General features: G+C 62.2%; 9 protein-coding genes and 1 pseudogene. 2 read left to right on the forward strand and 8 right to left on the reverse strand.

Annotation, left to right across the window (positions count from 1 at the left end):
- Positions 1-178: 178 nt before the first annotated feature.
- Positions 179-871 (forward strand): annotated as a pseudogene (locus tag FAZ97_RS22795) (IS6 family transposase); the annotation flags it as partial.
- A gap of 459 nt (positions 872-1,330) precedes the next feature.
- Here FAZ97_RS22795 and FAZ97_RS22800 read toward each other — a convergent pair.
- The 8 genes from FAZ97_RS22800 to FAZ97_RS22835 form a co-directional block, all read right to left on the reverse strand.
- Positions 1,331-1,705: a BON domain-containing protein gene (locus FAZ97_RS22800; protein ID WP_158760660.1), complete on the reverse strand. Its 375-nt coding sequence runs from the start codon at positions 1,703-1,705 to the stop codon at positions 1,331-1,333.
- 31 nt (positions 1,706-1,736) lie between these two features.
- Complete coding sequence (locus FAZ97_RS22805) at positions 1,737-2,879, reverse strand: porin (RefSeq protein WP_158760661.1); 1,143 nt, start codon at positions 2,877-2,879, stop codon at positions 1,737-1,739.
- A gap of 301 nt (positions 2,880-3,180) precedes the next feature.
- Complete coding sequence (locus FAZ97_RS22810; protein WP_233271742.1) at positions 3,181-4,569, reverse strand: MFS transporter; 1,389 nt, start codon at positions 4,567-4,569, stop codon at positions 3,181-3,183.
- On the reverse strand, positions 4,494-6,146 hold the full coding sequence (locus FAZ97_RS22815; protein WP_158760662.1) for a GMC family oxidoreductase: 1,653 nt from the start codon (positions 6,144-6,146) through the stop codon (positions 4,494-4,496). The genes FAZ97_RS22810 and FAZ97_RS22815 overlap by 76 nt, the downstream gene beginning before the upstream one ends.
- A 73-nt stretch (positions 6,147-6,219) precedes the next feature.
- Complete coding sequence (locus tag FAZ97_RS22820) at positions 6,220-6,825, reverse strand: thiamine pyrophosphate-dependent enzyme (protein ID WP_158760663.1); 606 nt, start codon at positions 6,823-6,825, stop codon at positions 6,220-6,222.
- 14 nt (positions 6,826-6,839) lie between these two features.
- A complete protein-coding gene (locus FAZ97_RS22825) occupies positions 6,840-7,448 on the reverse strand; it encodes a thiamine pyrophosphate-binding protein (RefSeq protein WP_158760664.1) in 609 nt (202 codons plus the stop codon).
- A gap of 150 nt (positions 7,449-7,598) precedes the next feature.
- Positions 7,599-8,366 carry a Crp/Fnr family transcriptional regulator gene (locus FAZ97_RS22830; RefSeq protein WP_158760665.1) on the reverse strand — a complete coding sequence of 256 codons (768 nt, stop codon included), beginning with the start codon at positions 8,364-8,366 and terminating at the stop codon, positions 7,599-7,601.
- 263 nt (positions 8,367-8,629) lie between these two features.
- Entirely contained in the window at positions 8,630-11,131 is a 2,502-nt protein-coding gene (locus FAZ97_RS22835; RefSeq protein ID WP_233271743.1) for an arylsulfatase, read from the reverse strand.
- Positions 11,132-11,194: 63 nt separating this feature from the next.
- On the opposite strand from FAZ97_RS22835, the gene FAZ97_RS22840 reads away from it, so the two are divergent.
- Positions 11,195-12,529, forward strand: coding sequence for an MFS transporter (locus FAZ97_RS22840; protein WP_158760666.1), 1,335 nt, complete (start codon positions 11,195-11,197; stop codon positions 12,527-12,529).
- Positions 12,530-12,624 lie beyond the last annotated feature (95 nt).

The following is a 12,624-nucleotide window of genomic DNA, read 5'->3' on the forward strand; positions in this document are numbered from 1 at the left end:
CCTGTATGCGCGAGGAATCGCGCTGCAAGTGGCACAGTCCAGAAAGAATCAGATATTTCCAAACAACTGGCCATTAGGGCAAAGGGCAACGAAGTTGCCCTTTGGGGCAATACCACGGGATCTGCTGCAGTAAGGCGTTCCGCTATGATTTGCGGAACGACGCGAAACTGAAAGCTTGATGAGAACGGTGAATCCGGCGTTGGCCCGCGTGCCCAAACGCCTGCACTATCCACTCGACGTGATCCTGACGTGCGTTCGCTGGTATGTGGCCTATTCGCTCAGCCTGCGAAACCTGGAAGACATGATGGCGGAGCGCGGCGCTTGCGTCGATCATTCAACCGTGCACCGTTGGGCCGTCAAGCTGTTGCCGGTGCTGGAGATCGTTTCGCCTGCGCAAGCGGCCGGTCGGCAAGAGCTGGCGCATGGACGAGACGTACATTCGCGTCAAGGGCGAATGGCGATATCTTTACCAGGCCGTCAACAAGGACGGCAACACGATCGACTTTCTACTGCGCGCCCATCGGGACAAGACCGCAGCCCGGCTTTACTTTGAAAAGGTGATGGCCCAGAACGGGGCGCCGGAGACGGTGACCATCGACAAAAGCGGCGCAAATCTCGCCGCGCTCGAGGTGATCAACGCTGATCGTGAAGCACCCATCAAGATCCGCAAGTCGAAATATTTCAATAATCTGGTCGAGCAGGACCATCGGGCGCTCAAGCGGCGGACGCGACCCATGCTCGGATTCAAGACTTTCGCTGTGCCTGGATCCTTCTGGTTGGCATCGAACTGATGCATATGATCGTGAAAGGACAGATGAAGCTTGTTCGGGAATCCCATCTTTCCGCCGCTGATCAATTCTACAGCCTCGCAATATCAGTAGTGCATAGCATAGCGATCTCGCTTTCGCTTCGCCCCTTACCGCGACAGAACCGGTCCATGCATCTACGGCTTGCTGGCTCAGCATATCGGGTCGTTTGCGGGTGAACGCAGCCGCCAGCGGCGCCCGTAGACAAAAGGAGGTTATCTTGCCTCAATCGGATGACGAGATGCACACTTGAGCCGATCGGAGCACGCGAATCCGACCACGGGCGCAGAGTCCGCTTCGTCTCACTCGAACCGGCCGTTCGATTCAATTCTGGCAAGAGCGCTCGTCCCGCGATCACGTTCCGCGCACCACATCGATCCTTCACGTGGCGTGAGTATTTGCGCAAGTCGGGAGCAACGACTGCCGGCGCCAGCAATTCGTTGCCCCTGTCGGCAGAAGACGTGAGGTTGGCGCCGACAAACGTACGCGAGCGAAATCAGCCGATTCGCCGATAGACGATCGGCTTATTCGCCATTGAAGGATTTCCTGACCGCCAGCCGGTTCGTAACCGAAGCTACGCCCGGAACGCCCCTCACGATGTCCTCCACTTTGCTGATCTGCGACGCATCGGAGACAGTCCCGTCGAGCGTCACCGCTCCGCCTCTGGCAACAACGCTAATGTTGCCCGCGTCGATCTCCTGATGCTTCACAACGGTCGCATATACCCTGCGGCGCAGGGCGCGATTTGCCGCCCGTTGCGACTTCGCTGGTGCTGCCGAGGCCACCGGAGGAGCATCATTTGCACCCGGCCCGCTCGCGGCAGTCTGCGCCAACGCGCCGAGCGACACCACCGCGAAAACGAGCGCCCCAAGGTAGCCAAGCCCCGTGCGAATATTCATTGTTCTCTCCAGTCAAACGAGTTAGTTGGAATCAAAAGACATGACGGATACCGATCATCGCCGCCGTAGTCGAGCGGCCTTCCGGCACGGGAGCGCCGTAAGTGACGGTCTGGCTCATGGTCCCCCGGTTGTTGACGTAGCCAACTTGAGCGTACGCCAGCGTTGAATGCGAAAAGCTGTATTCGCCGCCGAGCGAGACGAGATCCGACTGATTCGCACTCTTGTTGCGATCCTTCAGGTAGTAGAAGCCCGAGGTCACCTTGAAGGACGGCGAGAACCTGTAACCGAGACCGCCCGAAATCATCTCGATGTTGGTATGGGCGCTATTCGCAGGGTTGCGCCCGATGCTGTATGAGCCCGACACCGAGAAATCGTGGAAGGTGTACATCGCGCCGACATACCAGAACCGGTTGTTGTTCAACCCCGTCGAAGGCGCGGTGACGATGCCGTTGGCAGTGGTCGTAAACGGATTCGTATCGTGGCCGTTGTAGTAGACCCCGGAAAGGTTCAAGCCGTAGTTCGAATACTTCAGGATCGCGGACTCGCGCGTTCCCCCTTGAAACTGGCCCGCCACGCCGCCGGGCGCGTACTCGAGGGCGAGCGACGCACCATAGAACTTCGGCGACTGGTAGACGATGGCGTTGTCATCGTAAAGCGCACCAAGCGGCCCGTTCGTACTCGTGCCCTGCCAGCCGGCCGCCTGATTCATGCCGAGCCACGCGGTCAGAATGCTGCCGAAGTACTGGGCGTTCCGAACGTCAGTATCGGCCATCGCGCGAATCATCGGCACGATTTGCCGGCCCGCATCGATCGTCCCGAACGGACCGGCTACGCCAACCGAAGTCTGCTGATTGAACACGGCCGTGGTGTTCGGTGTACTCGAAAGACCGGTCTTGCCACTCGTCAGGCTGAACGCACCCTGCAACTTGAACGTCACCGAGTAGCCGCCGCCGATGTCTTCGATACCCCTCATCCCGAAAAGGCTCTGTCCGATGCCAGCGTCCTTTGCTTCGTAGACGTGCCCGAGATTGACTTTCGACTGAAAATTCGCAGCGCTCGCACTTTGATAGAGCAAGCCTGTGTCGGTAACACCGTAAAGCGTCACCGACGACTGCGCGTGTGCAACGCCCGCAAACAGCATCAACGCCGCGACGCAGCTCAGCTTCAATTTCATCTCGTCTCCTCTGGTCTGTTTTTTTGCCGGTGCTCCGGCGTCTGATTGCCCTTCCGTCCTGATGGTTGGGCTTGTGCACTGCTTTCGAGCAATACGCGACGCCATTCGACCTGGTCCGCGACGCGACTCACCCGAACCCTCCGCTTCTCTCGTTGTGGATGCCCCACATCAGTTACTACGGATTCCTATGTTTCAGAAAAGATCCACTCCGCTCGTCTGCAGGTTGATCGTGGAGCGGGTGCCATGGAACCGTGAAGGCCCATGGCACAGGCAATTGGTCTATCGCAAAATCGACCGGCGCTCAGGCCAGCTTCAGCGCGCGCATTGCCTTGTCTGGATCAACTTTCAGCCCGCCGAACAGTCCGCCGAAGACCATCAGCACGCCGCAGAAGGCAAAACCCGCTTGATAGCCAGCCGCGCCCGGCATGATCTGGATGAAATGCGCCGAGACCAGCGGCGCCACCATCCCCGCGACGGAAGCGATCGAGTTGTCGATCGCCAGAATGGCGCCGCGTTGGGATACAGGGACAATTTCTGCGAGCATGGCCGGCCCGAGCGAGTAGATCGTGGGCGCAATGCCGATAGCAATCGCGATCAATACCACTTGCACAACCGGCGGCAAGTCGAGCGCCCGCAGCGCGATCATCGCGGCGCCGCCCACGACCAGCGTCGCCGACGAGAACCGCCCGCGTGCGTTGCGTGACGAGACACCGCGTGCGAGCAGCCATTGCGCCATCCATGAAATCGCGACACAAAGCGGCATGCTGATTGCCACGCTCGCGGCAAAGATCCGGCCGGATTCGACCGCGCCGAAACCCAGGCCGCGCTGAAGGTAGGCCGGCAGCCAGGTCAGGGTCAGCGCGAGCGACCAGTACCCTACGAAATGCAGCATGAAGCACGTCAAGATGGTAGGGTTCGCCAGCAACTTGCGATACGGAATTTCGGGCGGGGCGAGTCCGCCGGTACGCGTGTTCTCGTTGACGTCCACGGTACCTTCGCCGCCAAGCAGCATCCACAGCAGGGACCAGATGAGGCCGACACCCGCCAGAACATAGAAGTTGGCTCGCCAGCCCCAGTGCGCCGTGACCAGCGGAATGACGATGCCGGCGATGAGCAATCCGATGCTGCCGCCCTGCGTGAAGGCGGCCACGGGAACGGCGCGCTTTGCATCGGGAAACCACTTGTAGCATGCGTGCACGGCGACGGGAAACGCGGGACCCTCGGCCATGCCGAGCAAGACACGCGCCACGACGAAAACCGCCAGGCTCGACGTCAATGCGAGCGGGATCTGGCAGACGGACCAGATAACGGCCAGAGTCAGGAGCAGCCCGGTCGTCGCAATGCGATTGGCGAGGAAGCCACCCACGACGCCGGCGATCGCGAACAGCCAGAAGAAGCTGCTGGCGATCATGCCGAACTGCGTTGGCGTGAGCTTCAATTCCTCCATCATCGGTACCGCGAGCAGTCCCATGACGATCTTGTCGATGAAGTTCACCGCCATGAACAGAAAGAGCAAGACGGCGATACGCCATGCCTTCGAGCGCTGGTAAGTTGCGTCCATGTTTTCTCCGTGTACATCGCCTTGACTGGCGCCCTTGCCCACGCGTGCCGGTCTCAGCTGGCAGACAGAATCAGGTCCGCCGCCTTCTCGCCGATCATGATAGACGCAGCGTTCGTATTCGACGAACACATCGTCGGCATGATCGACGAGTCGACGACGCGTAGCTTCTCGACGCCATGCACGCGCAACGCAGGGTCGACCACGGCCAGCGGATCCGTACCCATCTTGCAGGTTCCAACCGGATGCCACGAGGTCTGGCCCGATACCTTGATGTAGTCGAGCAGACCTGCGTCGTCAGCAATGTCGAGCCCAGGCCGCGTTTCGCGCGCGACGTAATTCACGAGGCCCGGCTGCTGCGCCACCTTGCGGGACAGGTGCAGGGCGTCGAGCATCTCCAGCTTGTCGTCCTCGTGGGTCAGATAGCGCGGCTCGATGACCGGCGACTCGTTCGGATTCGTGCTGCGAATGTGCAAGTGCCCGCGCGACTTCGGCCGCAACTGGAAAAAGCCGATCGCGAAACCCGGGAAGGGATCCAGACCAAAGCCCTTGCCTGCATAACGGTCGGCGCCTGTCAGGTGATGCAACTGAATCTTGACGGCTGCGCGCTCCCGGCGATGTTGCGTGCGTGCCAGCGCGTGCACCGTAGCCGACGGCGTCGCCATGAAACCACGTCTCGTGAGGAGGTAGCGCACGCCCATCCACCCTTGTTTGAGCGGGCTGCGCACGATCTCGTTCAGCGTGATCGGCTGCGTGCACTCATAGGTGATGCGTGCCTGCAGATGGTCGATCAGGTTTTCGCCGACGCCTGGCAGATTCTGCCGAACCTGGATGCCGAGCGATTGCAGCCGGCTGGCGTCGCCCACGCCAGACAACTCCAGCAGTTGGGGCGACTTGATCGGGCCAGCGCTCAAGATGACTTCGCGGCGAGCTAGCGCGGTTCGCGTGACGCCGTCCTGTACATATTCCACGCCAATGGCACGCTTGCCTTCGAAGAGCACACGCGTTGCCACTGCCTGCGTTGCGAGCGCGAGGTCGCGTTGCGGGCGTCCACGCAGATAGCCGATCGCCGTGCTGCAGCGGCGGCCACCACCGGTCGAAAGCTGCAGATAGCTGACACCTTCGTAGCGCCCACCGTTGTAGTCGCCGACGGCAGGAATTCCAGCCTGATTACATGCCTGAATGAACGCATCGCTCAGGGCGTTGGGGTGGACATTTGCCACCGACGAGACCGAAATGGGACCATCCCGGCCTCGTTCGGCGTCCTCACCCATCGCCGCGCTCTCGAGGCGCTTGAAGTACGGAAGCAGCGACGCATAGTCCCAGCCGGAATTACCCAGTTCGGCCCAGTGATCGAACTCCTCCGGTTCGCCGCGAACATAGATCATGCCGTTGACGGAGCTCGAACCGCCTGGCAGTCGGCCGCGCGGCCAGTAGATCTTCTGGCCTGCCAACTGATGTTGCGGCTCGGTGTTGAACGGCCAGACGTAATCAGGGTTAAGCAGGAGCTTTGCCACGCCGAGCGGCACCCTCACCCAGAAGTCATTGTCTCGAGGGGCCCCCGCCTCGAGCAGCAGCACCTTGCCTGCGCCGCGTTCGGCCAGACGCGTGGCGAGCGTCGCGCCCGAAGACCCCGCGCCCACGACAACATAATCAAACGACTCTGCGAATTGCGCAGTCACCTTGAAACTCCTCGACGCGTGCCGCATGGGGCACGGTTCACTTCGCTATTCAATTCACTCGCGCCTCGCGGCGCGACGCGTTTGTCTCAATCCGTTTGCATCAGCCGTTGAGCACGGCCCGCAACTGCCGCACCGCCTCGCGCATACGCACGAACTGCAGTTCGGGCAGCAGCGGCTGCGGCGTCTGGGCGCCAACGCGCGGCGCGTCGGGTTCGACGACGAGCTCGACGAACGCGGTGCCACTCTGGCCGAACAGTTGCGGCAGCAGGGGCATCAGCGACTCGATCGTATCGACGCGATGGACGCGCGCATAACCTGCGGCCCGCGCCATACCGGCGAAGTCGCAGTCAGGCTCGCTTGCGGCGGTGGGCAGGTTCACCAGGCCATTGAACTGCGTACCGTTCTTGACGACGAAATGAACGAAGTGACCCGGCCGGTTATGCGCGACGGTGACAAGACCGCCAAGCTCCATCAGCAGGCTCGCGTCACCGTCGACGACGATCACGGGCAAGCCCGGCTGGGCAAGCGCGATACCGAGACCGAGGCCGGCCGCGCCGCCCATGAGCGGCACCGAATCAATACGGCGCTCGCGTTCACCGAGCATATCGAAGGCGAATTGCGCCGACATCGTCGACACGAGAGGCGCCTGCGGGCAAACCTCCTTGCGCGCAGCGGCAATCGCTGCACAGACTTGTCCCAGCTTCATCGTTGCGCCCCTCCTCAATTCCACGTGACATGCCGGCCGATCAGCACCACAGCCGGCCCCTCGGTGGCCTTCGCATGCGCGAAGGCTTCGGCGCAACGCTTCACGTGCTCGTCTTCATCCACATTCCAGTAGCGAACGCCGATGGCCTCAAGCAGCGGCTCGATCATCCACACGACGCTGCGACGCGACCTGCGCGCAGGCGCGCCGAAATTCTCAATCTCGCGGCCAAACTGACCTACGAGAAATACCATTGGCACCGACGCATCGATGCAGGTGGCACGCAGCGTATTGAGGCATTTGTAGAACCCCTGGTTCTGCATCATCAGCACGGGCGACGCACCGCCGATGTACAGGCCGGTGGCCGTCGTCAGCGCCTGGTCTTCGCTGCAGGCGAATATTTGCTGCATGCCTTCGCCGGCGTTGCGGAGCTTGTCGTGGAGAGCGAACTGGACGAAATCCGGGACGGTGACGACGTGCGAGGTGCCTGCGTCGCGCAGTGCGCTCCACAGAGCGCTGGCGCTGGGTCCTCCCGGTGGGTTGGGTGTCAAGGCAACGGTCATGCGGTGTCTTTTTGCTGTGGTGAATTGGGGTGCAGCAAACAGCACCCGGACGGGCGCCGCCATACGCGGCGCCCACTCAGAGCGTTCAGACTAAAGGAGCAGTACCGGATTCGCTGTCAAATCCAGGACAGATTCGGGATCGCCCTGATGCGTTGCCATGTCGAGGCACCACGGCGCACCGTGGCGCGGCCACGGCCCGTGCAGCGGAAGGATTCAGCTCAGAGGCTTCGCCACGGCGTCGGGCGAAAACGGCTTGTTGGCCCGCTCGACCAGTTTCGCGCGATCAACGATCTGCACGGCCTGGTACCGCGCGTCGAGCAGGCCGTCCGCCTCCAGCCGCTTCACGACAAAGTTGATGCGCTGCCGGCTCACGCCGAGCCAGTCGGCCATGTCGCTTTGAGAGAGCTTCATCTCGAGCTCGAAACCGTTGCCGCGCGGCACGCCATACAGGGTGCCAAGCGTCAGCAACAGGCTGCATAGACGCCCCTCCAGTGACAGCCCCGGATCTGCCACGAGGCGTTCGAACAGCACCCGGCAGCGAAACGCAAGATGCTGCTCCAGAGCGCGAACGAGCATGGTGTCGGCATCGCGAAGCCTGCGCAGATCGTCGCCCGGCACGAGTAGCAGCGTGGCTGGTCCGCGGGACCATAGGTCGTTCACGTGACCTAGTCCATCGAGAGCCGGTACGAGCCCGACCAGATCGCCCGGTTGCATGAGCCCGACGAGATGCCGATGCCCCCAGGCGCGCGTGAGGCTCGCCTCAAGCGACCCTTTTACGAGCAGACCGAGAAAGTCGAACGGTTCATCGCATTGCGCGACGCGCTCCCCTTTCCCGTAGTGGCGGATCACGCCGCATTCGACCATCGCGCTCAACGTCTCCTGCCGGCAATCGCGCAACCAGATCACGCGCTGGATGATCCCCAGTGCCAGCGCTTTGGTGGTCTTTTCAGCGTGCTCGGAAGTGTGCGGGGCAGCAGACATTGCAAAGGGCGGCGTTGGCCGTGGGGTCGTGGAATACCTGGTGAACAGGTATTATATCGACTCCGGCTCGTCTGCCCCGGCGGACATGAAGCGCGCCGATGCCCTCGGCGAATTGAAGTCCCTCGGCTAACGAGCGCTCGTGAACAGTGATTTGCCACGAGCGTCGGATTCCGGTCTGCGCCTTTCACCGCTGCGGCACGACACCGCCAGCGCAGCAGTCAAACCACGCGACACTTGTACACCGCGTGTCGCGCGGCTTGCGCTTAACGATCCGCGCGAGACGCCCGCATGCGGGCCTGCACGGCGGCTTCGTCGACCACCACCGGCGTATCGTGCGCATGGGCGCCGGGCTCAAGCCGGATCGCGCCGATCTTGCCGCTGTAGCTGAACGTGCCGCGATGCGCATAGCGTTCACTGACCGGCTGCCGGCGGTTAATGCCAACGTCCATCCCGCCCGATGCCACGCGTACGAACGTCGGCGACAGATCGACAGCCTCGCGCACGGGCGCACCATTGAGCTGGAATTCGCCCCGGCCGCGCCGTTGACCAAGCGCGCTGTAGTGCAGCACGAATTCTTGCGAGCCGGCCTCGAGCGCAATCGGCGCGAGTTCGATCGGGCGATACCATAGCTGGTAAATGAAGCACAGCGCGCCGTCCATCACGTATGCGACCATGCCGGCAAAACGATCGCCCATGGCGAAGATGACACCCTCGTCGCCCGGGGCATAGTCGAACTTTGCGCGCAACGTAAAGTCGCGATCGGCAATCAGCGGCGAAACGATCACGCTCGAAATGGTCTGCGCTGCCCGATAGAAATCGCGTGGCGTGGAAGCGTCCTCCAACTCGTGCGGCGGCAGGGTCAACGCTCGGCGTTCGTCCCGCGTATCGAGTGGGTAGACGTAATTGGCGCTCGCCTCCGCCTCGAACTCGGCAATCACCCGGTTCAACACGTCGGGGCGCTCGGCGGCCAGATCGCGAATCTCGGCGGGATCGTTCGCGAGATCGAAGAGCATCCAGTTATTGAGGTTCGCCGGCTGGCTCGGTGCCTGCAGTGACACGATCTTCCACGATCCGCTGATATAGCCGCGATTGCCCTGCAATTCGTAGTACTGCCGATCGCGTCGTTGCGGTGCCTCGGGATCGTCCAGCATGGCGGCAAAGCTCGTTCCGTCCATGTGGCGCGTGCGATAGCCATTGAACAGCGCCGGATAGTCGATACCCGTGAGCTCGAGCAGCGTGGGCAGAATATCCGTGACGTGAATCCATTGGCGTCGAGGCATCTCGTTGCCGTCGATGCCTTTTGGCCAATGCGCAATGAACGGCACGCGAATGCCGCCGGCCATCGGCGTGCGCTTGTAGTACCGGTATGGGGTATTGGAGACCTGCGTCCAGCCGCTCGGATACGCGGCATAGGTGTCTTCACTGCCCACGCGGTTCTGTTCGAGCAGTGTGCGCAAGACGAGGGGATCTTCCCCGAAACCCTGGCGCCGGTCCTGCAGGTTAGCCACGCCGGTAGGCCCTCCAATCGAGTTCGCGCCGTTGTCCGAGGTGATGAGAATCAGCGTGTTGTCGAGTTGGCCCGTCGACTCAAGGAAGTCGAGCAGCTTCCCGACGTTTTGGTCCACGTTGTCGACGAGCGCCGCATAGACCTCCATGTAGCGCGCGTAAAGCGCGCGTTGCTCGGCGTCGAGTTCGTCCCACGCCGGCACGCCGGGATTGCGCGGCGACATTTCGGCATTCGGCTCGATGAGCGCCATCTCCCGCTGGCGCTTGAATCGCTGCTCGCGCATCGCGTCCCAGCCGGCGTCGTAGCGGCCGTGGTAGCGGGCGAGATCGGCCGGCTTGGCATGCAGCGGCGTATGCGGCGCCTGGTAGGCAAGGTAGAGAAAGAACGGCTTCTCCGGCGCGCTGCTTCGATGTTCCGCGAGCCATCCGATCGCGCGGTCGGTATGGTCGTCAGTGGCGAAATAGCCCTCGGGATAGTGGTCCGTGACTGCGAGCTGGTTGCCCTCCACCATGCGGTCGGGATGAAAGTAGCTCGTCTCCGCCGCGAGAAAGCCATAGAAGCGGTCAAAGCCGCGCTGCAGCGGCCACGAACTCCGGTCCCCCGCCGCGTGCAGGTTGCGGTCGTAGGTGTTGTGCCATTTACCGACCGCCATCGTCGACCACCCCGCTTCGCGCAACAGTTCGGGGATGGTCGGCGCATCTCTGGAAATCTCGCCGCCGCGATAACCCGGATATCCGGGCATGTTGTGCGTCAGCCACCCGCAGCCCACGCTATGCGGGTTTTTGCCAGTCAGCAGGGCGGCGCGCGCCGGCGTGCACATGGGCACGGTTGTGTAGTTCGTAAAGCGCAAGCCATGACGAGCAAGACGGTCGATGTTCGGCGTGTCGATCTCACCGCCATAGCAGCCAAAATCGCCGTACCCGAGGTCGTCGAGCAGGATGACGACAACGTTCGGGCTGCCTTGCGGCGCGCGACGCGGCGTGGTCCACGCGGGTTGCGAAACAGCCAGCGTGGCCCCGATATGGCCGGCAAAGTCCGCACCGGGATCAGCGCTCAAAGGCGCAGGGCTGGACGAAGCATTCATGAAGGCATTCCTGTATTTGGTGATTGAGGCGGTTCGAGTACGAACCGCAGCTTGCTCGTCACCATCGTAAGGAAATCGCGCCCGCAGGGCTGTCAAGAATGTGACACGCAGCACGCAATCACGGGCCCGTAGCGCGAGCCGATGACCAATCAGGGTTATTCCGCCTCTGTCCAATATTTGACAGCCTCGTGCCCGGTTGCACCCTAGACTCGGTCACCGGATACAGGACAATTTCACATGACTACGTACACTCGAGGCGCGAAGGCCACAACGCAATGGTCGCCGGCGAGGGAGGAGCAGCTCTACCGCAGGATCTTTCTGCGCCTGATCCCGATCCTCTTCATCAGCCAGATCTTTGCCTTTCTCGACCGCGTCAATATAGGCTTCGCGAAGACCCACATGGCGAACGATCTGGGGCTGACGTCGGCGCAGTACGGACTCGCGGCTGGCGTGTTCTTCCTCGGCAACATGCTTCTCGAAGTGCCGAGCAACCTCCTGCTGCATCGCATCGGCGCCCGCCGGTCGCTGTTCCGCATCATGTTTCTGTGGGGCATCGTCTCGTCGGCGACGCTATTTGTGCGCACGGCGCACGAACTCGTGTTGATGCGCTTTCTGCTCGGCCTGTGCGAGGCCGGATTCTGGCCGGGCGTGCTGCTCTATCTCACGTACTGGTTTCCCGCCGCCCGACGCGCCAATGCCGTTGCCATCTGTCTGCTCGCGCCGATTGCAGCCGGCATACTTGCCGGTCCACTTTCCGGCTGGATTCTCAGCGATATGGAAGGGCGGCTCGGTCTGCACGGATGGCAGTGGATGTTTCTGCTCGAAGGCATACCCGCCTGCCTGGTCGGACTGCTGGTTCGTTTCTGTTTGCCCGACGGCCCTCAGGAAGCTGCATGGCTGAGCAGCGACGAGCGCTTTCGCCTCCTTGCAGATCTGAAGCACCAGGAGTCGGCCGAACTTGCCACCGGCACGCGAGCGGCGTTCGGTCGGCCACAGATTGTCCGGGTTGCCCTGCTGGCGTTCCTGCTCGCCTGCGTGCTCTGTGGCGTGTTCCTCAACGTATTCTGGTTACCCACGGTCATCGCGGAGGCGGGTGTGCGGGGCGACCTGCGGATCGGCATCTACTCGGTCGTGCCGTACGTGGTGGGCGGCGTTGCGATGATTCTCGTGAGCCGTCATTCCGATGCGCGTGGAGAGCGGCACTGGCATTTCGCGGGCTCGATGCTCACCGCTGCTGCTGGCCTTGCGACAATCGCCTGTGGCCACTCGTCCATGTGGGTCGCATTGACTGGCATCTGCCTGCTCACGGCCGGGCTCTCCTCCGCGCTCGCGGTATTCTGGGCTCTGCCACCTGCCTTGCTACCGAAAGCAGCGCTACCCGGCGCTATCGCGGCCATCAACATGATCGGCGGAATTGGCGCCCTGGCTGGGCCGTGGTTGATGGGCGTGCTGCGCGACCGAACGGAGAGCGCCGCCTTGAGCCTCGCACCATTTTTCGTGTTGATGATCGCGGGGGCGATGTGCTCGCTGCTCTTTGCGCGAGGCGCCGCGGATGCCGTGCATCACGCGTAGCGTATCAGCGTATACCTTGGCGTGATCTTTTATTATCGCTATTCCGCTTCGGAGAACGCGCAGCACAAGATGCGTCACGCGGCGCATCAGCATGA

Origin of the sequence: Paraburkholderia acidiphila (assembly GCF_009789655.1) — a bacterium.
In the GTDB taxonomy this organism is placed as follows: domain Bacteria; phylum Pseudomonadota; class Gammaproteobacteria; order Burkholderiales; family Burkholderiaceae; genus Paraburkholderia; species Paraburkholderia acidiphila.